The sequence below is a fragment of the Portibacter lacus genome (genome assembly GCF_021533215.1).
In the GTDB taxonomy this organism is placed as follows: domain Bacteria; phylum Bacteroidota; class Bacteroidia; order Chitinophagales; family Saprospiraceae; genus Portibacter; species Portibacter lacus.
This window is the reverse complement of sequence record NZ_JAJNKA010000004.1, coordinates 32,485-58,520: the sequence shown is the minus strand read 5'-3', so window position 1 is coordinate 58,520 and position 26,036 is coordinate 32,485. Positions and strand designations below refer to the sequence as shown.

20 protein-coding genes are annotated in these 26,036 nt (G+C 36.4%); 18 read left to right on the top strand and 2 right to left on the bottom strand.

The annotated features are described in order from the left end of the window. Positions 1–10: 10 nt before the first annotated feature. On the top strand, positions 11–631 hold the full coding sequence (locus L2586_RS07880) for a hypothetical protein (RefSeq protein ID WP_235292322.1): 621 nt from the start codon (positions 11–13) through the stop codon (positions 629–631). A gap of 17 nt (positions 632–648) precedes the next feature. On the opposite strand, the gene L2586_RS07875 is transcribed toward L2586_RS07880, so the two are convergent. Continuing rightward, on the bottom strand, positions 649–1,470 hold the full coding sequence (locus L2586_RS07875; protein ID WP_235292321.1) for an alpha/beta fold hydrolase: 822 nt from the start codon (positions 1,468–1,470) through the stop codon (positions 649–651). 789 nt (positions 1,471–2,259) lie between these two features. Between L2586_RS07875 and L2586_RS07870 the strand changes: the two genes are divergently transcribed. From L2586_RS07870 to L2586_RS07860, 3 genes are all read left to right on the top strand, one after another. After that, positions 2,260–4,071: a DEAD/DEAH box helicase gene (locus tag L2586_RS07870; protein ID WP_235292320.1), complete on the top strand. Its 1,812-nt coding sequence runs from the start codon at positions 2,260–2,262 to the stop codon at positions 4,069–4,071. Between the two features lie 154 nt (positions 4,072–4,225). Continuing rightward, positions 4,226–5,077 carry a DMT family transporter gene (locus L2586_RS07865; RefSeq protein WP_235292319.1) on the top strand — a complete coding sequence of 284 codons (852 nt, stop codon included), beginning with the start codon at positions 4,226–4,228 and terminating at the stop codon, positions 5,075–5,077. A gap of 117 nt (positions 5,078–5,194) precedes the next feature. Next, a complete protein-coding gene (locus L2586_RS07860; RefSeq protein ID WP_235292318.1) occupies positions 5,195–5,875 on the top strand; it encodes a VOC family protein in 681 nt (226 codons plus the stop codon). A gap of 54 nt (positions 5,876–5,929) precedes the next feature. Here the strand turns inward: L2586_RS07860 and L2586_RS07855 are convergent, their stop codons facing one another. Next, a complete protein-coding gene (locus tag L2586_RS07855; RefSeq protein ID WP_235292317.1) occupies positions 5,930–7,489 on the bottom strand; it encodes an L-serine ammonia-lyase, iron-sulfur-dependent, subunit alpha in 1,560 nt (519 codons plus the stop codon). Positions 7,490–7,789: 300 nt separating this feature from the next. Between L2586_RS07855 and L2586_RS07850 the strand changes: the two genes are divergently transcribed. From L2586_RS07850 to L2586_RS07785, 14 genes are all read left to right on the top strand, one after another. Further along, the gene (locus tag L2586_RS07850; protein WP_235292316.1) at positions 7,790–9,337 is read left to right on the top strand and encodes an SDR family NAD(P)-dependent oxidoreductase; all 1,548 of its coding nucleotides are present in this window, start codon (positions 7,790–7,792) and stop codon (positions 9,335–9,337) included. 1,346 nt (positions 9,338–10,683) lie between these two features. Next, positions 10,684–11,556 carry a hypothetical protein gene (locus L2586_RS07845; RefSeq protein ID WP_235292315.1) on the top strand — a complete coding sequence of 291 codons (873 nt, stop codon included), beginning with the start codon at positions 10,684–10,686 and terminating at the stop codon, positions 11,554–11,556. A gap of 2 nt (positions 11,557–11,558) precedes the next feature. Next, positions 11,559–12,575, top strand: coding sequence for a S66 peptidase family protein (locus tag L2586_RS07840; protein ID WP_235292314.1), 1,017 nt, complete (start codon positions 11,559–11,561; stop codon positions 12,573–12,575). Continuing rightward, positions 12,572–13,453: a DUF2279 domain-containing protein gene (locus L2586_RS07835; RefSeq protein WP_235292313.1), complete on the top strand. Its 882-nt coding sequence runs from the start codon at positions 12,572–12,574 to the stop codon at positions 13,451–13,453. The genes L2586_RS07840 and L2586_RS07835 overlap by 4 nt, the downstream gene beginning before the upstream one ends. Before the next feature lie 42 nt (positions 13,454–13,495). Then, positions 13,496–14,266, top strand: coding sequence for a universal stress protein (locus L2586_RS07830; RefSeq protein WP_235292312.1), 771 nt, complete (start codon positions 13,496–13,498; stop codon positions 14,264–14,266). A gap of 32 nt (positions 14,267–14,298) precedes the next feature. Continuing rightward, entirely contained in the window at positions 14,299–15,879 is a 1,581-nt protein-coding gene (locus tag L2586_RS07825) for a gliding motility-associated C-terminal domain-containing protein (protein WP_235292311.1), read from the top strand. A 150-nt stretch (positions 15,880–16,029) separates the two neighbouring features. After that, on the top strand, positions 16,030–17,631 hold the full coding sequence (locus L2586_RS07820) for a T9SS type B sorting domain-containing protein (RefSeq protein ID WP_235292310.1): 1,602 nt from the start codon (positions 16,030–16,032) through the stop codon (positions 17,629–17,631). Between the two features lie 305 nt (positions 17,632–17,936). Further along, positions 17,937–18,647, top strand: coding sequence for a DUF2490 domain-containing protein (locus L2586_RS07815; RefSeq protein ID WP_235292309.1), 711 nt, complete (start codon positions 17,937–17,939; stop codon positions 18,645–18,647). After that, positions 18,647–19,996, top strand: a complete 1,350-nt coding sequence (locus L2586_RS07810) for a CotH kinase family protein (protein ID WP_235292308.1) — start codon at positions 18,647–18,649, stop codon at positions 19,994–19,996. Before L2586_RS07815 ends, L2586_RS07810 begins: the two co-directional genes overlap by 1 nt. Positions 19,997–20,123: 127 nt before the next feature. Continuing rightward, the gene (locus L2586_RS07805) at positions 20,124–20,882 is read left to right on the top strand and encodes a polyphosphate polymerase domain-containing protein (RefSeq protein WP_235292307.1); all 759 of its coding nucleotides are present in this window, start codon (positions 20,124–20,126) and stop codon (positions 20,880–20,882) included. Position 20,883: 1 nt separating this feature from the next. Beyond that, a complete protein-coding gene (locus tag L2586_RS07800; protein WP_235292306.1) occupies positions 20,884–21,498 on the top strand; it encodes a DUF4956 domain-containing protein in 615 nt (204 codons plus the stop codon). A gap of 173 nt (positions 21,499–21,671) precedes the next feature. Then, positions 21,672–22,109: a DUF1499 domain-containing protein gene (locus tag L2586_RS07795; protein ID WP_235292305.1), complete on the top strand. Its 438-nt coding sequence runs from the start codon at positions 21,672–21,674 to the stop codon at positions 22,107–22,109. A gap of 171 nt (positions 22,110–22,280) precedes the next feature. Next, a complete protein-coding gene (locus L2586_RS07790) occupies positions 22,281–23,936 on the top strand; it encodes an aryl-sulfate sulfotransferase (RefSeq protein WP_235292304.1) in 1,656 nt (551 codons plus the stop codon). A gap of 326 nt (positions 23,937–24,262) precedes the next feature. Beyond that, the gene (locus L2586_RS07785) at positions 24,263–25,909 is read left to right on the top strand and encodes a transcriptional regulator (RefSeq protein WP_235292303.1); all 1,647 of its coding nucleotides are present in this window, start codon (positions 24,263–24,265) and stop codon (positions 25,907–25,909) included. The last annotated feature ends 127 nt before the right edge of the window (positions 25,910–26,036 follow it).

Genomic DNA, 26,036 nt, shown 5'->3' with positions numbered 1-26,036 from the left:
TGCAAATCTAATGAAGAGGAGTTATTGTTTTTTAGCCATATTATTCGTTGTGCTTTTTTCCAGCTGCGAGAAAAAAACGCTTCCAGTAACTGAAGAATTTCCTTCCATTACTTTTCAAGTTGAATTCATAAAAGGAAATGAAGGGTATAAAAGTGAGGTGAAAAGCTTTAATAATAGAAGAGAGCATTTACATTGGGCTGAAAACCATGATGGGACATATGGGGTTTTTAGAGAAGTTACATACGATATCATTTTAGAAAATGGTGAAGAGATGGAGTTTGGTTTTATGTTATTAAAAAATAATGTAAATAAAGATCTACTTATCGTTGAAGACTGGAGTGTTACAGCTGATAAAAGCTGGGAATTTGTAAGTTTTGAAGATGAAAAGACTAATTTCTTTGAGAATTATGATGAAGCGCGAATTCTTATTGGATACAATGTTATTTTCTACAAAAGCGCTAATGAAGATTTTAATGTCATAGAAGTTGATTCAAAAATAGAAAATGGCGTTAAAACTAGTTACGCAAAAATTGAATTTCAAGGTAGTGCGAGGGGTTTTTATGACCCGGAAGCTACCAGTGGTGAATTCATATTGACTAATGGAAAATTAACAGATCTAAGATCTTTTTGAAATTAAAAAAACGACCTTTAATTATCGACAGAATTAATAATCAGTTCTGCTATTTCTTTAGGTTTTTCCATTGGCACGAGATGGCCAGAGTTTTCAACGGTTACAAATTTTGCATCATCTTGCAGGCGCTGCCATTTGTTCCAGTTTTTGTCATTGATTACATCACTTTCTCCTGCTCTTATACATAAAGATGGTGTCTGGATCTTAGGGAATAATCGGTAAGGATTTTCAATGGTGCAGTAAATTTTAGACTCCCAATACTTAGAAAAAGTAAGTCTGTAATCGCCATTTTCATCTTCTTCTAAGCCATATTCTACATATGCTTTCAATGTCTCATCATCCCATTGACTAAAAATATTCTTTTTCCTCAGCAGATCAAATGCTTCTTGCTTTGACGCCCATTTGTGTCTTCGTTTTAACGCAATTTTTGATGGAGGAACTAAGTTTTTTGCTAGGCTGTAAGGCATTACTGAAAGCAACGTGAAAAAGATCTGAGGAACACAAGGTGGTTCAATTATGACCAACTTGCTAAATAAATCAGGACGTTCTACGGCGGCCATCATGGTAACTGTAGACCCAAGTGAATGTCCAACTCCAATAATATTTTTCCAGCCTTTTTGATCAGCCAGTTGGATAAAATCATCTCTCAGTCCATCCCAATTGGAAATGTCATTCGGATCGGCATTTTCGTGAAATGGACGCAATAAAAAAGAATGGACTTCGAATTCTTTCTTCAGCTCTTCGATCAACAACTTATAAACTCCTGGATGAAAAGAATTCGCATGTGCTAAGTGCAGTACTGGCCCTTCACCTCCCCAATTTATTACCTTATCCTCCATTTTTCTTAGTATTTCTCATTCATGTTTCAAAACCGATTTTAATAAGAATTACAAAATCGATTTGTCAATTTGTGTTATAGATTACATTATAAAAACAAGAAATCTCTGTTTAAGTTTCGTTTGTTGAGCTATTAAATCTCAGAGTGATTTCACATTGTATTCTTGTCTTTCGATATAATGTTAAGCGAAATTAGACTCATAGCTATGACTTCATTATGGTTTCAAATATAGGATCATCATTTTGCTTGGCAATATATCCACTAGAGATTTAGAGGATGTGTTTATAATTTTTGATTTATGTCAATTTTAGAGCTGAGCAATTTGCATTGGAAAGAAACGAACAAAAATGAGTTATTCATGAGAATTTGCGTGTTTAAAACCAGGCTATCAGATATAGCATTCACATTTTACTAGTTAACTTAAGTGCTCCAGCGGTCTGAAAAGCATCAGGAAGTGTCATCTTACAGTAAAGACTTATTGATTTTGTCAATAAATAAAAATGGATCGCATTTCTGCATTTACACATCAAGTAGATACTTAAAAGTACTACAGTGAAATTAGAATTTATATGATACTCAGGAAGACTCATGTCCCAGCGCCTTTATGCTTCTGCAAGTTCAGAGAATCAAAATAAAAGAAGCCACCATCGGACTGACACCTAAAATTCAACCCACATATACCAAATTTATTACTCTTTTCTCGCTAATTAATTGTAATTCAGCCCTGAAACTCCATACTTAACGTAATGTTTAAAATATAAATGCTAACTTTGCGGCAAAATAAAGATATTTGAAAAATTTTGAAGAAATAGGGCTGATTCCAGCCCTAGAAAGAGTCCTCAAGGAAAGAGGATTCACCGAACCATCTGCGATTCAATCCGGTTCAATTCCAGTTTTATTAGAGAAAGATACAGATTTTATAGGTCTTGCTCAAACAGGTACTGGTAAAACAGCTGCTTTTGGCTTGCCACTTTTGCAAAAAATAGATGTTGCAAAAAGAGTGACACAAGGTATTATCCTTTGTCCAACTAGAGAACTTGCTATTCAAACATTTAAGGAGTTAAATACTTTTGGGAAGTACCTTAAAGGAATAGGCATGGAGAATGTATACGGAGGAACTCCTGTACACGCACAAGCGAAAAGAATCCAGAAGAATGCACCACATATTATTGTGGGTACACCTGGTAGAGTAATTGACTTACTAAAAAGAAAGTCAATCATTCTTGAAGATGTTAGATTTTTTATCCTCGATGAAGCGGATGAAATGCTGAACATGGGATTCGAGCAAGAGATTAAAAAGATTTTAGAATTTGCATCTGATGATGCGAATACTTGGCTTTTCTCTGCAACGATGCCTAAGTCCATCCGAGGGATGGTGAAGAAATACATGAACGACCCAGTGGAGGTCGCGGTTAACAAGGAAAATAAAGTCAACAAAAACATCAAACATTACTTCACTTTCGTGAATAGGGAGAATAAGTTTGATAAATTGACCTACATCATAGATAAGGCAGACGACTTATACGGTGTGATTTTCTGTCGTATGAAAAGTGAAACTGAACAACTCGCGAAAGACTTAAACAGAGCGGGCTACAGTGCAGAAGCCATTAACGGTGATCTTACGCAGTCAAAGCGGGAGCACGTTATTAAGAGGTTTAGAAGTAAAAAAGCGAATATACTTGTGGCATCAGATGTTGCGGCGAGAGGATTAGATATCAAGAATCTAACTCACGTAATACACTATGCGTTACCTGATACTTTCGAGTATTATACACACAGAAGTGGACGTACAGGACGTGCAGGTGAGGACGGAATCTCTATCGCTTTCATCGGAAAAGCTGAAGTTGGGAAAGTTCGACGTATGGAAAAAGCGTTGAAAATTTCTATCGAAGAATATAAAGTTGATTTGAAACCACCGACTCCAGAAGAAAAAGTAGAGAAGTGGTTTGCTGATAATGGAGAAAACAAAATTGCATCTAATCCACAAATATATGAGGCGCTTGCTGAAAAGTTAGAGGATTGGACGAAAGAAGAGCTAATGGCTTTAATCTCGAATACGCAATTAGGTCCTACGAAGCAAGAATTACGATATAAAGAGTTAGACGAAAGACGTCGTGATGGTCGATCGGATGATAGAGATAGAGGCGGACGAGGTCGTGATAGAGATAGAGGTGGTAGAGGAAGAGATAGAGACAGAGGACGTGACCGAGATGATAGAGGCGGACGAAGCCGTGATAAAGATCGTAGAAAAGATTCTCGTTTTGATAGAGATGGAAAGGGTAGAAGAGATGACGACAAGTCATACAGTAAGAAGGACAAGCGGAAAGTGAAGGAAACTAAAAAAGACAGAAAGAGTCATCCTGATTTCACTGATATATTTATCAATATTGGATATTCAGATGGTTTCGGAGATGTTGCATTAGAAGATTTTATTTCTAAAAACACAGGAATTTCTAAAGCTAAGATCGGATCTTTTGAGGTGAATAAACGATATAGTTTATTCGGTCTAGATAAGGGCGTGGCTAAGCAAGTCGATGCACTTTTCAAAGATGTAGATCTTAAAGGTAGAAGAATCGTAGCAAAAGTGGACAAGGATAATTAATTATCAAGTCTTTATGATAAAACATTCAATGAATCACTTCAAGTGGTCCGTTGAATGTTTTTCTCTTAGAGCAATAAATGAGGATGGTTTTGAGCTTTATTAGCAAAATTCATCTCACCCATATCAATAGAAGCACAAACACGAAATCGATTTTATGAATACGTGGAAGGCGTTACAATTCATGGTTATAAGTACCGCCTCATTTACTTGCATGAATTCGATTATCAAATACCTGGATTCTTTCCATGCATTTGAACTAGTTTTCTTTCGATGTATCGGATCACTTATCATCTGCATCACTTATCTTAAAGTGAAGAAGATTCCCATGTTAGGTAATCAGCGTAAATTGATGATTGGAAGAGGAATCGCTGGGGTACTTTCTATGGCATTGTTTTTCTCAGCTTTAAAATTGATTCCATTTGGAACGACGATTTCATTGCGATATCTAGCTCCAGTTTTTGCAGCTGTTTTTTCGATATTCCTGCTGAAGGAAAAAGTATTTCCTGTTCAATGGATATTTTTCGGACTTTCTTTTCTTGGAATTGTCTTTCTCAAAGGTTTTGACTTGAGAGTAAGTACTTTAGGTCTCGTTTTGGTCTTATCATCTGCTTTTTTTAGCGGACTCGTTTACATCTTTCTTCGGGCAATCGGCCCCAGAGACCATCCTGTTGTGGTCGTAAACTATTTCATGATTATAGCAACTTTTGTTGGTTTGATAGGAAGTATCAATGTTTGGATTCAGCCCACTGGTTACCAATGGCTACTGCTTGGTAGTCTAGGTTTTTTCGGATATCTAGGGCAGTTATACATGACGAAAGCCTTCCAAATAGCAGAGGCGAATAAGGTTGCACCGATGAAATATATCGAAGCAATCTTTGCGATTATTGTAGGGTGGATCTGGTTCCATGAAAGTTATACATGGCTAGGACTGTTAGGGATCGTCCTGATTATTACTGGAATGTTGCTGAATGTAATGGTGGGGAGGAAGAAAGCATCTAATCCTTAGATAGATGAAAACCAGCCGTAAGAATTTAAGACTGTTTTCTATTTCTTTCTGTAAATTAAATGATATAATGTGCTAGAATCCAGAATGTCAATAGAAATGGATCAATAATCATCGAGCATGAAGTTTAAAAAACTAAAACTCTATACGAATCAACTTGAATCAGAATTGAAATTCTATTCAGAAACGATGGGTTTCCCTGTACTACACAAGAGTATTAATACATTTACCGTTAAAGTAGGATGGAGTGAATTAACATTTGAAAAATCAGATGATTCTCATAAATATCACTATTGCTTCCTAATTCCTGCTAATCAATTAATTCAGGCTCTGCAGTGGATGGAAATGAGAACGGAAGTCATTGAAATCGAAAGTGGCAGAAAAACTCAACACTTTGAATCTTGGAATGCAGATTCTTTTTATTTCTATGATGGTAGTGGCAATGTAGCAGAATTCATCGTCCGGTATGATCTAAAAAATAATGCTGATTCACCTTTTGACATTTCTAAAGTTTTAAGTATCAATGAAATGGGAATGCCCTCCAATAAGGTGAGCAAAATTAATGAGCAGTTGGAAAATGAACTGCAAACAAAATTTTGGAAAGGAGACTTGGATCGATTTGCTACGAATGGCACTCAAGAAGGGATTTGGTTAATACCTAACTATGAATTAAAAGATATTTGGTTTCCTACTTCTTTAAAAATCACACCTGAGCCATTAGAGGCAATTATTGAGCATGACGGAAAGCAATACCAAGTTGAGTATAAGGATGAGCAGTTGTTAACGACAGAAATTGCTTAGGTGCTTAGGTTTTTTTGTTCCTACTTATTTACCAAATGATGAATTAGTATTGCTTTACTTCGCTTGATTCAATTTCTCCTTTAAAGCAATCGCCGCAGGCGTAATCGCTAATCCGCCCAATCCAGTACATTTCACACAAGTAGGCATATCTGCGCTCACTCGGACAACGGTTTCTAGTACTTGGTCCAATGGAATCAGATGAGCAAATCCTGCAACTGCCATGGTAGCTGAAGAAAGAGCATTGACCGCAGCACTCGTATTCTTTCCTAAGCACGGTGCTTCTACTCGGTCTGCAATCGGATCGCAAACCAGTCCGATCATATTCTGAATTGCCATCGATCCTGCTCCCAGTGCCTGTTCTGCTGTTCCACCAAAGAAATCAACAATCCCAGCTGCTGCCATGCCTGCGGACGCTCCACATTCCACTTGGCATCCATGTTCTTCCGCTGAAAAACCTGGACCCATGGCAAAATAAGCTCCGACCAATCCAGCTGCATAGTAAGCCATGATTTTATCTTCCATCGTTGCTCCGATATCATCAGCTACCGCTTTCATAGCAGCGCCTACCGTTCCGCATGATCCTGCTGTTGGATTCGCAACTATCACTTCGAGGGCACTCTTCGCCTCCATGATCGCCGCCACATTTTTGACAATGCTATTGATAATAGAGTTTTGTAAAATCTTTTTTGATTTTTCTGCTTTTTCAATCAAATGCGATTGCTGGGGTAGTATTCTGTCTTCGTGACTGGTACCGCGAAGCCCAATGGCAATGCTTCCTTCGATCAGTTCAATGATGTTTTGCATTTTATCTTTCAGTTCTTGCTCCGAAAGGCCACTTCGATGTTGCTCATACATCAAACCTAATTCCCCGAGAGAAAGATTTGAATTCTTACTATACTCAACTAAACTCTCTATTGTTGAGAAAGGAGGATTCGATTGGCGACCGGCTGTAATGGGCATGATTGGTTTAACATTGGCCACCTTTTCTACTTCTGATAATGAGTCAATATGCTGAATTAAAACATGATCAAAGGACTTGAAACTTTCATAGATATATAGGTATTTACCGCTTTTTTCATTGATCGAAAGGGTAGTGTGATCGGGCAAAATATCATTGATTTCTTTGCTGATATCTTGATTAGACCACATGAATAACTCATGGTAATCTCCTTTCATATTTACGGGGAAACCATCTACTTCTTGAAGCTCGAATGATCCACCACCAAGAGAAGCCGCAAGAATTTTAACCTTACCACCTTTCTTTCCGGTCAATGTGATCTGCATGCTATTCGCATGTGTATTAGGAAAAGTACTGATTTTGTAATCAATTATAATTCCACGTTGCTCAGCGATTTCGTCAGTCCGTTTCATACGATCATCTGCCATGTCAATTTCTAGTAAACCACCATCCATGCCAAGCACGGTTCCTTGATCCTTGTAATTCGTCACCCAAGCTCCATCTTTGTCAAACTCAATTAAAGCTTGAGTTAATTCATCGTTAAGAATTTGAATAGCCATTTTTCCAGCACGCCACGATGCTGCAGTATGTGAACTAGAAGGACCTCTCATGATGGGGCCAATGACATCGTTAAAAATACTAGGAAGAATTTTCATGATCGAGATTTATTGGTATTAGAGATTGAAGCAATTAAAATAGTCAATAAATATGGAAGTTGTAAGCTTAAGGAAGTTTCTTTTTGGGATGATTTCTATGAATAGCATTTGATTAATAAAATAGGTTGATTATATCACTTAAAGACTGATGGCTTAGGTTTTAATTGATATTCTAAACCATCTTAAATAAAAGTGGTGAGAAAAACATTAGCTTTGCAGAAATCTGAACGGCTAGCATCACAGCGGTAGAAATAGAGATATTTATTTCTGAATAGTAGGTTCTGAATACGAAGTAAATACATGGAAAGTAAGAAAGTGAATGAGCCATTAAGTAAGGAGCAAATTGATCAATGTATCCATTTGTTAGAAACGTTAAATGGCGATTCTAGCCAAATATTGGAGATTCCGGAAGAGCAAAGAATTAGACTTCTTATGCAAGCTGGAATGATTTCAAGACCACACCGGAATGAGCTGAAAAAGCGACGGAAGAATGCTAAGAAAGCTGCAAAAAGAAAAGCCGCTGAAAAGGATAAGCATGCTCGGAATGCAACAGGTATTAGGAGCGCGCGGGAGGCATCTGTTTTTATAGCACCTAAAATGATAGGGCCTGAATCAATAGAAGAATCAAATGAAGAGGTTTCTGTTGCTCCAAGGAATTGCTACGTATGTAAGGCCGTTTTCACAAAACTCCACCATTTTTATGATACGATGTGTGAGACATGTGGTGATTTTAACTATGCTAAGCGTTTCCAGACCGCGGATCTTACAGGTCAAGTTGCTTTAGTGACGGGTTCTCGTTTGAAAATAGGTTACCATATTACTGTGATGATGCTTCGAGCTGGCGCAACGGTGATAGCAACGACAAGATTTCCAGTAGATTCTGCATTGCGGTATGCAAAAGAAGAGGATTTTGAAGAATGGAGACATCGTTTGAAGATTCATGGTTTAGACCTTAGGCATATTCCGAGCGTAGAAATATTCTGTAATTTTATAGAACAGCAACACGATCGTTTAGACATATTGATCAATAATGCAGCTCAAACAGTTAGGCGACCTGCTGGATTCTATCAACATTTACTTACTACTGAGGAAACAGAATTTACAGATTTGGAGCCTAAAGTCCGAAACTTGTTATCTGATCATGAGACCTGTCTGAGAGCTTTAGGAGTTATTAGTTCGGAAGTAGAAGGCCAGAATAAAAACATGCCGGTAACTTGGCATGGAAAGCAAGTTGGAATTGGATTAAGTGCATCTGCTAAGTTGTCACAAATTGCATATTCAGCGGATCACTCGCTCTTGGCAGAAGAAGTTTTTCCATCTGGTAAAATGGATGCAGATTTGCAACAAGTTGATCTAAGAAAGACGAATAGTTGGAGATTGAAATTGGGCGAAATTCAAACGTATGAAATGCTTGAGGTGCAACTCGTTAATTCGGTGGCTCCCTTTGTGTTATGTAATCGATTGGTTCACTTGATGAAGAAGGAGAATACGGGAAAGAAGCACATCATTAATGTTTCTGCTATGGAAGGGAAGTTTCATAAGTTTCGTAAGGAGTCTAGGCATCCGCATACGAATATGGCGAAAGCTGCATTGAATATGATGACGCTCACTTCTTCTGCTGATTTTGCTAAATATGGAATCTACACGAATGCGGTAGATACGGGATGGGTTACGGATGAAGATCCTGTAGAATTGGCTAAACGAAAAGAGGAGGTGCATGATTTTCAGCCACCATTGGACATTGTAGATGGTGCAGCAAGAGTATTAGATCCGTTGTTTGATGGAATTAATACGGGAAAACATTGGTGTGGTAAATTTCTAAAGGACTATAGACCGATCAGCTGGTAAGGTATAATATGACATCTTTAATATTGCTTGTTACTTCAATATGACATCTTTAAGGATGCCTAGAGCGAGGACGAAAAATGTTATATTTAACTAAGATCAAACTTGCAAGGAAAATGGCTCAGCAGTCACAACCGCGAGTCACCGCTTTCTTCTCAAGAAATATTCTATCCTATTAAAAGTTTAAACTCGCCGACGATGCTTTTAGTTGTGCTTACTGGTCCAATAGCTCAGCATTTATATCTTCAATATGACATCTTTAAGGATGCCTAGAGCGAGGACGAAAGATGTTATATTTACTATAGTCAAAATTGCAAGAAAAAATGGCTCAGCAGTCACAACCGTGAGTCTACGTTTTCTTCTCAAGAAATATTCTATCCTATTAAAAGTTTAGACTAGTCGACGATGCATATAGTTGTGCTTACTGGTTCAATGGCTCAGTATTTATATCATCAATATGACATCTTTAGGGATGCCTAGTGCTTGGACGAAAGATGTTATATTTGTTGTTATGATCAAACTTGCAAGAAAAAATGGCTCAGCAGTCACAACTGGGAGTCACCGCTTTCTGCTCAAGAAAATATCTATCCTATTAATAGTTTATACTAGCCGCCGATGCTTATAGTTGTGCTTACTGGTCCAATAGCTCAGCATTTATATCATCAATATGACATCATTAAGGATGCCTGTCGCGAGGACGAAAGATGTTATATTTGCCATGATCAAACTTGCAAGAAAAATGGCTCAGCAGTCACAACCGCGAGTCACCGCTTTCTTCTCAAGAAATTTTCTATTCTATTAAAAGTTTAGACTAGCCGATGATGCATATAGTTGTGCTTACTGGTCCAATAGCTCAGCATTTAATTCATCAATATGACATCTTTAAGGATGCCTGTCGCGAGGACGAAAGATGTTATATTTACTATAGTCAAACTTGCAAGAAAAATGGCTCAGCAGTCACAACCGCGAGTCACCGCTTTCTGCTCAAGAAAATATCTATCCTATTAAAAACTTATACTAGCCGAAGATGCTTATAGTTGTGCTTACTGGTCCACTAGCTCAGCATTTAATTCATCAATATGACATCTTTAAGGATGCCAGTCGCGAGGACGAAAGATGTTATATTTGCTAAGATCAGACTTGCAAGGAAAATGGCTCAGCAGTCACAACCGCGAGTCACCGCTTTCTTCTCAAGAAATATGCTATCCTATTAAAAGTTCATTCTAGCCGTGCTTACTATTACATTTACACCCAAGAAACAATTGCTATTTTTACTCAAAAGAATACGTGTTTTACTCATAATCCTTAACACAATGCCTACATTGACAATTAACTAACATCGACTGCTAATGACAATACCCATCGAAATAAGAAATATTAGTTACCTATTCGGAATCTTACTGATTACTAGTTGTTTTAGAATTCCATCCTCAGCCCCTGAGGGAATGAATCTGTCTATTCAGAAATTTGCAAAGATGCCAACTGAATTAGGAGAATGCTCAGGATTGATTTATCTGAACGAAAAATTGATCATTAACAACGATGGTGGAGGAGGGCCATATTTGCATCTAATCGATCCTTCAACTAAAGATACACTTGGAAGAAAACTCATATCTGGAGCTATGAATAGAGATTGGGAAGCAATCACCTATTACAAGAAAAAGAATGAAATTCTGATCGGAGATATTGGTAATAATCTAGGACAGCGTAAGGATCTCAATATATACCACGTGGACGCTTCCACATTTCAGTTAAACAAAACCGTTTCCGTTGTATACCCAGATCAGACTAGTTTTGATGTCAAAAAGCATAATTTCGATTGCGAAGCCATGATTGTCAAAAATGACAACTACCTATTATTTACGAAAAATCGTGGCAATAAAAATACGAATATCTATACCGCTCCGATCTACACTTCTGAATTTGTATTCCTCGATTCGATCCCTTTAGAAGGCATGGTAACGGATGCATATTACCATGAAGAAAGTGATCAGGTTTTGCTTTTGTGCTATCAATTTGTTTTTGGAGGTTTTAAAAACTCACTTGTAATTCTGAAACCAACTTCGGAAGAAAACTTCAAAGTAAGAAGTATTTTTAATATCAAACCAGCAGAACAAATAGAATCCATCACCCACTTTAAGGATAATAAATTTTTAATTGGCTCTGAAACTGGATTTGGAAATGGGAGACATTTGTATATTGTGACCATAGAAGGCTTTTAGACATGAATAGACGAAATTTTAACGCATCGATTTTAGCAGCTGCGGCAGCTTACAAGTTTATAACCGTAGACGATTTTGGAAAGAAGAAGATTCTGCCTCCAAGATTGAATCCTGGAGATTTGATTGGAATAATTTCTCCAGCTGGCGTGCTTACCGAAGAGAAAATTCAAACCTCAATTGACAAGGCAATTAGCTATGGTTTTCGGGTAAAAGAAGGAAAGTATCTAAGAAAAAAATTTGGTTACTTAGCTGGGAAAGATGAACAACGCCTTGAAGATTTTCATTCGATGTATTCGGACCCAGAAGTGAAAGGTATATGGTGTGCTCGAGGTGGTTACGGCTGTACAAGGATCTTGGATAAGATTGACTTTCGGTTGATTAAAAAGAATCCGAAAGTTCTTATAGGTTATTCAGATATTACTGCGTTGTTGAATGCAATATATCAAAGAACGGGTATTGTTGGATTTCATGGTCCGCTAGGTGCTTCAGAAGATAATACTTTTTCAAGAACCATTCTGAGAGACCTAACGATGAATGTAGAAAAAAGAGTTACCATAGAACCTTTTTATCCTGTAGATACAAGCTATGACGATGTGAAATCTATTATTCCCGGTCAAGCAACAGGAATTGCAGTTGGAGGTAACTTATCGCTAATTGCAGCCATGGTCGGCACGCCATACGAAATCAAATTCAAGGACAAGATCGTGTTTATAGAAGATGTAGGAGAAGAGCCTTATCGAATAGATCGGATGCTAACTCAAGTGGTGGAATCTTCTGACATCGCTAGGGCAAGAGGAATTGTTTTAGGTCAATTTAGCGGATGCAATCCAGATAATCCAGAGCGATCTTTATCCTTAATGCAGGTACTCGAGGATAGACTGAAGTCGTTAAATATTCCATGTGTCTATGGCCTTAACTTCGGACACGTAGCTCATAATTTCACCATTCCTATCGGTGCCAATGTTAATGTCGATTTCAGAACAGGAAAGATTCTGGTCCCAGACCAAACCGTCAGATGAAGACAAGCATAGTCATATTGCTTTTGATGATATTCAACTTGAATGCACCTGCACAAGATGACAGCCTTACGATTAACAAAACGACATTAACAACTGCTATCATTACAGAAAGTGTGTTATATGCTGGCATGATTTCAGGCTTAAGATACGCTTGGTATAAGGATGTTTCTAGAGTTCCATTTCATTTTTATAACGATAATAAAGGTTATTTGCAGATTGATAAATTCGGGCATGCATATGGTTCCTTTTTAGAGAGTAAAATATGCTATGAGTGGCTGCGTAAAGCTGGGGTTTCTAAAAAGAAGGCTTTATTATATGGTGGCACGATGGGTATCGTTTTACAAACGCCGATTGAAGTTTTCGATGGTCTATATGAAGGCTGGGGATTTTCATGGGGCGATATGATTGCGAATGGAGCAGGTTCCTTATTTCTAATGTCTCAAGAAGCTTTATTTGATGATCAGTTAATTGATTTTAAGTTTAGTTTTCGTAGATCTTCCTACGCAGATGCGTCTAATGGCTTGCTGGGAGATAACCAATTAGAAAGTTTATTTTATGACTACAACGGACATTCTTATTGGCTTTCATTTTCTCCGAGCAATCGAATTCCTAGGTGGGTTAATGTGTCTATCGGTTACAGTGCGAATGGGATGTACGGCGAATTTAGAAATTTTACAAGTTATAAAAAAGTGCCGCTCCCCTTAGTAGAAAGACATCGTCAGTTTTTGTTGTCAATGGATATAGACTGGACTAAGATTCCAGCGGATCGTCCTTTCCTTCGTAAATTATTTTTTGCTTTAAATCATATTAAACTCCCTTTTCCAGCTTTGGAATATAATTCTTTAAAGCAATGGAAATTTCATTCTTTTTACTTCTAGATAAATTGTATTTTGTCTTTATATTTTTAAAAAATTACGAATATGGCGAGACATTTGAAGATTTTGATTCCACACGGAATGCAGTATAGTTACTTGAACCTAATCCCTCTGTTAAATAAGTTTGAAAACAATTCGCAGTTTAGTGAAATATGCCTTTATCATGCATACGAGCCTCCCAAGATTAGAGGTAAAGCCATGCCTCAGACATTGAAGGACTTAATGGATGATGATGAAAAAACAATTAAGAATTTTCTCAATAATCAAGCTGAGATCATGTCTAAGTTGTTAAAATCAGACACTAAAATAAAGACGTCTGTTAGGAAAAACAGACCTGTTCAGGGTATAAAGGTGAAGATTAAAAAGTATAAACCAGACATTCTCATGATGACTACTCAGAATCACATGGGAATCTCGAAATTTATAAATAGTTCGAATGCACTAAAATTACTGAACCAGATAGATATTCCGATCTTGATCCTTCCTCAGGATTACAAGTTTAAGAAAGATATTAGATTGAATTTTCTGATCCAGCATTTCGAGAACTATGAATTAGCCAAAGAATTATCGAAAGGCTTCAAGGATATTTTTGATGATATTCGATTTATTCACAGAGATCCAGATAAAAAGAAAAAAACAACAAAAGATATTAAGGTTGTTAGTTCCATAGAAGACTACATTAAAAAATCAAAGAACGACGAAGTATTTATGCTTATTCGAAAAAAGAAAGGAAAACTTCAGAGTGCCTTAAGCAAAGGTTTCGTAGATCGTTTATTGGGATTGAATCAGGCTCCAGTAATTATTGTAAATCAATAGAAATGTAAATAATGCGTAGTCTAATGTTTTGCATGGTGTTTGTCTTATCCATAGCGATAGCATTTGGGCTGAATGAAAATTTACACTTAGAACTACAGGTCGAGATTTGTGATAATGCGATTGATGACGATGGTAATGGATTAATAGATCTTAATGATCCAGGTTGCGATTGTGCAAAGCCAGAACCTCAGTCTTTAATTCCGAACCCGTCTTTCGAAGAACAAAATTGTTGTCCACAAGGTCGAAGCCAACTGGATTGTGCAAAGAATTGGATTCAAGCTTCTGAACCAACTACAGATTATATTCATGAATGTGGATGGGAAGGATGGGAAAATATTCCAGCACCCGTACCATTTCCTGACGGAGAAGGAATCATGGGTTTTCGCGATGGAAGAAATATCAATGGAAGTGCTGAACGAAACTGGAAAGAATATGCTGGAGCATGTCTGATGTCTCCTTTGCTAGCTGGAAATGAATATACATTTGAGTTTTACTTAGGATTCGTAAATACTACAATTTCCCCTGCTATAGAAATAGCTTTTTTTGGGACGACAAGTTGCGATCACCTCCCATTTGGAATTGGGAATCAAGGATTAGGATGTCCGACTAATGGTCCTAACTGGCAATACCTTAATTCAAAAAGAGTCAATGGATCTGGATGGGTGCTTACCACTATTACCATTGTTCCTAAAGAAGATATATATGCCATTGCAATTGGTCCGCCTTGTGCACCGAATAGCAGTACTGAAAACCTCTACTATTATTTTGATAATCTAATTTTAGCAGAAAGTAAATTCTTCAGCAAAAATATTGATGAAAATGAAAGTGTATGTGTTGATGATTTTGAATTGAGTGTGACACACGATGAAAATGCAACTTACCAATGGTATAAAGATGGTATTGCCATCATCGGCGAAACCGATTCAAGTTATAAGCCACACTTGGCCGATGGGAACTATGCTGTTATGGAATACCTGGAGGGGCAATGTAATCTCTCGAAAGTCTATGCTTACGAAGTCCCTGAATATAGAACTGAAATTACCCAAACTATATGTGATGATGAAAAGTATGATTTCAATGAATCCCAACTGGTAGAGCCTGGAATTTATCTTGATACAATATTGACTGATATTGGTTGCGACAGTATTATAATCCTTGACTTAAGTGTTCTAGGAAAACAGCAAGATATGGTTTCTGCTAAGATTTTCGAAGGTGACGTTTTTAGGATGGAAAATTTTAGTTTTTCAGACGTTGGAACTTATGAGTTGAACTTGCAATCAGCTCAAGGTTGCGATAGTTTAGTTGTACTTGACTTAGCTTTCTATAAAATTTACATACCTAATATTTTTTCACCGAATGGAGATGGTGTGAATGATGAATTTGAAGTGTTTTTAAAGGAGCCAAACTTATTTTTAAATTCCGTATCTATCTTTAATAGATGGGGTAGTAGAGTTTATTATTCATCTGACTTGCTTCAGGAAACCGACTACACTTGGGATGGAAACATTGCTAATGAAAATGCCAGTCCCGGCGTTTATACCTATGTGATAGAAATCAACTTGGAAAATGATAGAACCAAGGTAATCACTGGAGATATTACGATCATTCAATAAAACCATCCTTTCTTAAATTTTTCAATCAATCGTTCAGAGGTCTATTTGAATTGGAGTTCATATTTTTTTGTTGTCAATTTTTATTCCTTGTCGCGAAGGATTTCTCACTTTTTAAAGTCTAACCATTAGAAATCATAAAAAGTGTAAAAAATGCGCAGCCTTCAGTTTTGCTTGGGATTTATATTCCTTACCGTTCTATCACCAAGACTTCAGGCGAACACAGGTATGATCGATCAAATTGAAATTTGTGATAATGGAATAGATGATGACGGAAATGGACTGATAGATCTGAACGATCCAGGATGTGAATGTGCTCAGCCAGAACCAGTGTCTCTAATACCTAATCCATCTTTCGAAGAACGGAGTTGTTGCCCTCAAGAACGGGCTCAGTTAGACTGTGCAGTAGATTGGATACAAGCATCAGAGCCCACTACAGATTATATCAACAGCTGTGGGTATACTGGGTCCGATGATCTCCCACCACCGTATCCTTTTCCAGATGGGCTAGGTGTACTGGGCTTTCGAGATGGCAGAATAAGAAATGGAAGTACCCAGAGAAATTGGAAAGAATACGCAGGTGCATGTCTAATCTCGCCATTACTTGCAGGACAGGAATATACCTTTGAATTTTATATAGGATTTGTCAATGCCACAAACTCTCCTGCAATAGATGTGTCATTCTTCGGTACTACAAGTTGTGATTATTTACCTTTTGGAGTTGGGAATGAGACTTTAGGTTGTCCGACGAATGGACCGAATTGGCAGTTTTTGAATTCAAAAAAAGTAAGTGGTACGGGTTGGGTGAAGACTACAATTACCATTGTCCCAAATGAGGATATTTATGCAATTGCTATCGGGCCACCGTGTGCATTGAATACTAGTTCCGTAAATCTGTATTACTATTTTGATAACTTAATTCTAGCTGAAAGCAAATTTTTCAGTAAGAATATTCAGGAAAAAGAAAGCGTATGTGTAGATGATTTCGAAATAAGTGTCACGCCTAATGAAAATGCAACTTACCAGTGGTATAAAGATGGAATTGCCATTATAGGTGAAACAAATTCAAGCTATAATCCACACTTGATAGAAGGTGATTATTCCGTAATGGAATACCTGGATGGACAGTGTAATCTGTCAAAAATTTACCCTTATGAGGTTCCTGAATTTGTTACTGAAGTAAACCTAACCATCTGTGAAGATGAGCCGTATGATTTTAATAGCAATCTATTATTAGAACCCGGCATATACATCGATACGGTGTTGACCGAAATGGGTTGTGATAGTATAGTGATCCTTGATTTAAGAGTTAAAGGAAAGCAAGAATCATATATCTCTGCTAAGATTTTCGAAGGAGATGTTTATAAAATAGAAAATTTTAGCTTCTCTGAAGATGGTGCATATGAATTAAATCTTCAGACTGCAGAAGGCTGCGATAGCTTAGTTAATTTAGACTTGGCATTCTATAAGGTCTATATTCCTAATATTTTTTCGCCTAACGGAGATGGTGTGAATGATGAGTTTGAAATATTTATAGAAGAACCTGACTTGTTTATACATGCAGTGTCCATCTTTAATCGATGGGGAAATAGAGTGTACCATGCTTCTGATCTTATGAATGAATCAGCCTATTCTTGGGATGGTACCATTGCTAACCAATTCTCTGATCCTGCAGTTTTCACTTATCTGATTGAATTTGATTTAGAAAATGATAAGAAGAAAGTAATAGTAGGAGATATTACACTCGTACACTAAAAAAAATAGCCTACCAAACTTGTAAAATAAGCTTGGTAAACTAAATGGAGATATGCAGAGTATAAAGTACACATTACATGTACCCTTGGTCTCCAAATCTTAATTATCATTTTATATAAATATAAAATGGAGGTCTACATACTATTAAGACGTAAATAGAAGCCGATTGTCACATGACTTATAAATTATAGTACAGTTCTATAAACTAAGGATAATCCTACTGAATATTAAGTTTATCATATTTTTTTTCATGTCACCGAAGGATTTTCAAATTCGCGCTGTCTAATGACTACAAATCAATAAATATGAGTCTTAAAATATCAATAAAAGTTTTATTTATGTGCTCCTTGTTGTCAGTTTGTACGACAGGAATGTTTGCACAAGACAGCTATTCTAAGGTAACTAGTGACTTTGAATCTTGGCATTCAGTACGGTTGAAAGCAAAGTTTAATAAGAAATTTACAGCCAGTCTCGAACAAGGGATGAGGTTAAGTGAAAATTCAACAACCTTAGATCAAGCATTGACAGAAATCGGCATCTCCTACAAACTGACGAAAGGTTTAGAAGTGGGAATGGGCACAAGGTATATCTACGATAGAACCAAAAATGATAATTACGAGAATAAGTTCCGATATAATCTAGACGCATCTTACAAGCAAGAAGTTAATCGACTTGATCTCCAATTAAGATTGAGATTTCAGAATAAGAAGGAATTGGATTGGGAGAATGTCGACTTAGATGATCCAAGTTCATATTTCCGAATCAAATTTCAGACGAACTACAATATCAAAAACTGGAAATTGGATCCAGAAATTTCAGCAGAAATATTTAGGAATCTGGAGTCAAATGGAGGATTTGATAAGATCAGATATACCATTGCTACCAAATATAGCTTTAAAAATGCGGGTGATATAGGAGTGTTCTATAGGATGGAGAATGAATTAAATACAAGTTTACCAAAGACCACTTATATCGCTGGGCTTAAATATACATACACTATAAAACCTTATAAATAATGATAAACGGTAAATATTTATTCTTATCCATGGTCATATCATTCATATGTTCTTCTTGTTATGACGAAACAACATTCACAGCTGGCGAAGGATTAGACGATTGGAGTGAGACTACACACAGTGCGAATGCTGACCCAGATTATGATGTTGTGTTTCCTGATAATAAAGTCAATAAATTTACAATCACCATAGCTAATGATGAGTGGGAATCCATGCAGGATAATCTGACTGATATCTACGGATTCAGCACAAGACCAGGAGGAGATTTCTCTGATGAAACGCCTGAATATTTTCCTTGTGAGTTGGAGTTCAATGGGATAAAGTGGTATAATGTAGGAATCAGATATAAAGGAAATTCTAGTTTGCAAGCTTCTGCGCAAGGTGAACAGAAACTCCCTTTTAGACTTGATTTTGATGAATTCGAAGATGATTATCCAGAGATCACTAACCAAACTTTTTATGGGTTTCCTGCACTCTCGATGAGCAGTAATTACAATGACAAATCATTAATGAGAGAGCACACGGCTAATTATTTGTTTGCTGAGAGTGGTATACCTGCACCGTCAGCAGCATACTATGAATTGTATGTTGACTATGGCCAGGGGCCTGTATACTTCGGATTGTATACCGCAGTGGAAGTAGTTTTCGAAACCATGCTCAAGAAGTCTTTCGGGAGTGATTACGGAAATTGCTATAAGCCTGAAGATGATGGTGCCCAATTTTCAACCTATGGATTCAATTTGTCAGACTTCGAGAATAAAACAACTGGAGGAACCGGCGAGGAAGATATAGAAGAATTATATAACATACTTCACAGTGCGGAAAGAACTTCAGATGTGGAAGCTTGGAAAGATAAGCTGGAGTCAGTTTTTGATGTTGATGGATTTCTGAAATGGCTAGCAGTTAATACGACGATTCAAAACTGGGATACTTACGGTAGAATGGCGCATAACTACTACTTGTATCATGATCCTGCGGATGGTTTGATAAAATGGATTCCCTGGGATAATAATGAAGCTTTCGATGAAGGCAAACAAGGTGGCGCGCTCGCATTTAATTTCAGTGGTCTGAATGGTACGAGTTGGCCATTAATCGGTTATTTAATGAATGTTAGTGAATATGAAGAAATCTATAAAGGACATATAGTCGATTTTATAGAAGGTCCATTCGAGCAGTCTAATATGGAAAACTATTATTCCATAACAGAACTGTTAATAAAAAAATCAATGCAAGGGGAAACGACGGACTACAGTTATTTGAATTCATACAATGAATTTGAATCAGCAGTAAATGTCCTGAAATCGCATAATGCCAATAGAATTGCTGCTGCGAATGCATATGCAAAATAGAATGAAAGGAGCTTCTAACTAATAATTTTCAATGGGTAAAACTTTTGCCCTGCCAGTTTTCTGAGTAATAGTGGTCGTAAAAAGTAACTATTGCCGGAATGACCAGTTTTATGATTAATAAGAATATATGAAAACATGCATAAATAGTATAGCTGAGGAGTTTGATTCTATTTCTTTAGAGGAGATGGATTCGGTTTCATTATTGAAGAGAACGGATACGAAGTTCATTATTCCTGAAAACAAACTTGAGGAAATACTCAGCGCAGTTCAAAGTGAATACAAATTACTAGAAATAGGAGGACGAAGAGTGATGAATTATAATTCGCTCTACTTCGATACTCCAGAGAAGAAATTTTATTTGGATCACCATAATGGAAAAGTTAGAAGGACAAAAATACGGATTAGAGAATATGTTGATTATAAGAAATTCTTTTTTGAAATTAAAATGAAAGATGGAAAGGGGAATACGAATAAATCTAGACTGACCATTCCACATTTTGAACTAGAACTTCCAAAACTTCTGCAACAATTTATAATAGAAACGACAGGCGTAGATTATGATCTAAGGCCTGTGTTATGGAACAAGTTCAAAAGAATGACACTAGTGAATATCGAGCACAAGGAAAGAGCTACCATTGATCTAGATTTAGCCTTTTCTCATAATGGAATAGGAGAACGCATTCCTAATTTAGCGATCATAGAATTAAAGCAAGAAAGATATGATCGAAGCTCAGCTTTAGTCAAAGCTTTGAAAAAACACAGTATAAACCCATTGGGATTTAGTAAATATTGCACCGGAATGACCAAGTTATATGCAGATCTTAAGTATAACGTCTTTAAACCAAAATTATTAAGATTAAATAAACTAACTAAAATAACAGCTTAACATGGAATTATTCGGCATCCCAGTATTCGATGATGATTTTTATAAAATGCTTTTCAGATTTGTTCTCAATATTACTTTAATCACTATCATTATCCGATCTTTTTATTACAAAACTTCTGGGAATAAGACTTACTTGTTCACTTATTATATGATAGCCATTATCGTATTCTTTTTGTGCTTCACGTTGAAGAAATTTGAACTAGACTTGGGTATGGCATTAGGGCTATTTGCGATTTTCGGCATTATAAGATATCGGACAGACCCTATGGAAATAAATGATATGACCTATCTATTCATAGTCATCGGTATTTCGGTTATTAATTCATTGGCTAATCAAAAAATGAGTTATGCAGAAATTCTAGGTGCTAATGTGATCGTTATCGCTTGTATCTGGATACTTAGTATATACAAATTTGGTGCAAATGAAAGTTACAAGAAAGTTGTGTACGAAAATATAGAGAATATAAAAGCTGAAAACCAAAATGCTTTGAAATTAGATTTAGAAAGCAGGACAGGATTGAAAATTAATAGAATCGAAGTTGGAAATATAGATTTCTTAAGAGATCTGGCGGATATTAAGATCTACTATAATAATGAGCAAATAAGTGAATCATAATATTGAAGAAACAATGATTGAATCCCTTGAATACTTTGTTATGATAATAAACAGACCGAGCTTCTAGAATAATCGAAGCTTCATGTTTAAAGCAAGTTCAATATAAACTTTTTGCTATCTATCTAGTTGTAAAATAGCACGTAGAAGTTTTACGATGCGTTAAAAATTATCGCATGAAGTTCATCATTGCCATTTCCTTTTTAGTTTCATCAAGTTTTATCTTCGATGCGGAATCGTTCCAGACTGTTGAAACCAAACTTGCTCCATGTCCTAATTCGCCTAATTGTCTAAGTACGCAAGAAACAAGGCGAAGCAAAAAGATGCAAGCTATTCCGTTTTCTGGTTCATCAATTGCTATCATTAATGAACTAGAGGAAATGCTAGGAAGTTATGAGAATACTACGCTGATTGAGAAAGATGGAAACTACATGCACTTTGAATTCCTCACTCGAATTGGAAATTTTATCGATGATGTAGAATTCCTAATTGACGATAAAGATAAAGTAATTCATTTTCGCTCGGCTTCGAGAGAAGGCTATGGAGATTTTAACAAAAACAAGCGAAGAATGAAGATGATAGTTAAAGATTGGGAGAAGAGAGTAGGCAATTAATCACGCCTAGTTGCCTTTTTGGATCGAAGGCATTCAAATTATATTTAGAGACTGAATCTCCGCCTACCATTCCATTAGTATCCTTTTCCAAAATTCTTTTACCAATTTTCCTGAAATAAGCTATACTTTTAGATCGAATACTTAATTAATACACCACTTTAAGAAATTTGGATGAAGAGGAAAGCTTTAATATTAATCATCATTTGTTTCAACTTTTCACTGTTCGCCCAAGAGCAGACAGTTGGACTTTTAAGTTATAAAGAAAATCAGATATTCGATGGCTATACATTGTTTTTTCCAAGAGCACAGTCTTCTGTTTATTTGATTAATAATTGCGGAGAAGTTGTACATTCTTGGGAAGACAATGACATTTATATTCCTAACAATTCCGTATATCTTCTCGAAAATGGCAACTTGGTAAAATGTAAAAAGAGACCCTTAGGTGATTCCATAGGTAAAGGAGGCGGAGGTGTATTTGTGGAGATATTATCCTGGGATAATGAATTGCTCTGGTCCTATGAGTTAAATACGGAACAAGAACGTTTGCATCACGATGTCAGCATTATGCCGAATGGCAATATCTTAATGATTTCGTGGGAGAAGAAGACGAAGGAGGAAGCAATAGAAAATGGGAGAGATCCAGAATCAATGGGTTATGGTGAATTACACCCAGATTATATATTCGAAATTAGTCCAGAAAGTAATGAAGTAGTGTGGGAATGGCACGCATGGGATCACCTTATCCAAGATTTTGATTCAACTAAACTGAATTACGGAAATGTAGCCAATCATCCAGAGTTAATCGATCTGAATTATATTGAGAATCAAGGAGCGAATGATTGGGACTGGTTACATGTGAATTCTATAGATTATAATGCTGATTTAGACCAAATCATTCTGAGCGTTCCCTATTTTAACGAGTTATGGATTATAGATCATTCCACTTCTGCTGAGGAAGCTGCAAGTCATTCTGGTGGAAATTCAGGAATGGGAGGGGACCTGCTTTATAGAGTTGGTAATCCACAAGCCTACAGGCGTGGAGATTCATCAGATCAAACATTGTTTTTTCCTCATGATGCACATTGGATTAATGAATTCGTAGATACGGGAGATAGTATTTCCACTGAAATATTAGCCTTTAACAATCAGGTTCCAGCAGGATATTCGAAGATGGAAAAATTCGAAACGCCATGGAATTCTATCACACAATCTTATGATCTTGTGGATAGCATTTATGAACCGAGGCAGTTTGCGAATTCTATTACTCATCCAGATACTTTTTCTTTTTATTCTTCAGGTCAATCTAGCGTTCAACTGCTGCCCAATGAGAACATCTTAACGTGTAGCGGCACGCATGGATACATCGTTGAATTGTCTCCAGAAAACGAAATAGTCTGGGAGTATGAAATTCCATTTAAAGCTGGAAATAGGGTAGACCAGGGCACAATACTAGAAGCACGGGAAAATGTGATTTTTCGAGCGTTTAAGTATCCAGCAGACTATGTGGGATTTGAGAATAGGGATTTATCTCCAAAAGGATTTATAGAATTAAATCCAAATGAAGATTACTGCGAACGCTTGGTAAATGTTGAGCATGTAGAAGTGATAGAGTTCAAAGTTTTTCCTAACCCTACGGCCAATGTTATAACGGTAGAGTGGTCTGGTCGTTCAGAAGCAGCAATTAAGGTTTTTGATATTTACGGAAGACTATTAGTTTCAAAAGCAGGAAAGGGAAATTCAGAAAAGCTAGATTTGTCTGGATTTAATCAGGGTATTTACGTGGTCAATGTTAATAATGAATCTAGCGTTATGCTTTCTTTGAATTGATAAAACTTGTGAACAAAAAAAAGATTGGAGTATTTTAACCCTCCAATCTTAGCTTAATTAAAGCTTTAAACATTACTTGCTCTATTAAGTCGTATAAATTTTAAAAGGTCACATATATAAGAATTAATTTATATTTAAAATTAAATGAAGTGAGATGGCTGCAAAGGTTTAAGTGCTGAATATGAGCAGTTTAGGTCGCAGTAGATCAAGTGATTTTTTTTATATCTATCTTGTGAATCAATGCCTTAAAAAAAGCTAGAATATTGGTCCTAAGTTTTATCCGTATAGTATTCATATTGTTGTTTTGCATAACTACTCACTTAGCTTTGCATGCACAGGAAGACATCTCACCTAGAGAAGCTACGATAGCAGCAGAAAAAGTGATCAATTCGATCAGAAGTAATAAATACACAACACTTGCTGAATTATTAGTTTTAAGGATTCAATATTTGGATTTAGTTGGCAAATCAGATTTGAAGCCAGATGAAAAGATTAAGATCTTCAATACTTTAGGATTTAGTTTCCACGCTGAAGGTATACCATCCGAATCTATACGTTGCTATAAAATGTTACTTGCTGAATATCAAGCATGGAAATCAGAACATCCATCAGCCGATTCTAATGAATTCTTACCGGACAGAACATTTGCTTACGCGATTATTTCTCGGTCTTTTGCAAAATTCAATCAGTTAGACAGCGCAAACATTTACCTACAAAAAGCTATTTCTATTTCTGAAGCAAGCGAAACCATTTACTACCCATCTGCTCTAAATAATTACGGCCTGCTTCTAAGTTCATACGAAGAAGAAATGGATTCAGCTTTGTATTATTTTCGAAAGGCATTTGAAATCACTCAAAATAATTTCCCTGATCATTCATTGTTGGGGAGCATTAGAGATAACCTTGCTGATAATTATCTTGAGAAAGGTGATCTGAATCAAGCGAGAGCCCTTTACCTAGAAAATTTCGATTATTTTAGAAGTCAACGATCAGACAGCGGTGAAATAGAAGATCTTACCCGAATGGTGAGTGCAGGAATCCAACTTATTAATACTGATTTATCCTTAAATGCTCCTGCGAGAGCTAGAAATAACCTTGAAATTCTAGAGGCTTCGATCGTTAATCAAAAGTTATCTGCAGAATCGGAAATCGATTTTTTTAACTTAAAGCATCGGATGTTTGAATTAGATAAGCAATTGGATTCTGCATATATTTTTGCACAGAAGGTTTTGTTTTTGAAGGATAGTGTTAATCGAGTTAATACTGAAAAAACTAAAGCGAATTCTTTTGCGCTAAACGATATCGTCATGGAGCGTGTCAATTTGTCCCATCAGATGGAACAGAATCAAAAGGCCAACCAACTGAAAACTCAGCGATTCATTACAGGGATCGTTATTTTATCTGCCATTGTGATCATTACTTTGATTTATTTTTTATACCAAAGACGGAATCAGCACTTGAAAAATTTAGAAAATGAACGACTCATTACTGATCAAGCCTGGCATTTAGAAAAATTAAAAAGTGCTCAGTTAAAATCTGAAATAGATTCTAAGCAGCGCGACCTTTCAGATTTTGCAATTAACCTTTCGCATAATTATCAATGGGCGCGTGAATTATACGAGAAATTCCAAAAGATCAATTTGACGAAGGGGCGAGGCCGAGCAAAGTTATTACTTGAACTAGAAGAGGACATTCGAAAGAAAATTGACTTCAATTCTGATACAGAAGACTTTTTTAATCGATTAGATTTATTGAATGATGCGTTCTATAAAAAATTGAATGATAACTTTCCTAACCTTTCTAAGACAGAAAAAAGGCTTTGCTCGTTAATTAGGTTAAAGTTAGAAAGTCAGCAAATAGCTAATTTTCAAAACATCACTTTGGCCTCCGTAAATACCGCGCGATATCGATTAAGGAAGAAATTAGGATTAGATGAAAGTGTTAATTTGGATGATTTTATTCTGCACTTATAATAAATTTCAACTATTTGATATTCAAGTGTATATGATTGGTGTTCGTGGTTTTGTCTATTATTTGTCTATCGCCTATATTTGACATGAAACCTACCAGTATATAGATTGCGGAAAATTATAATCTTAA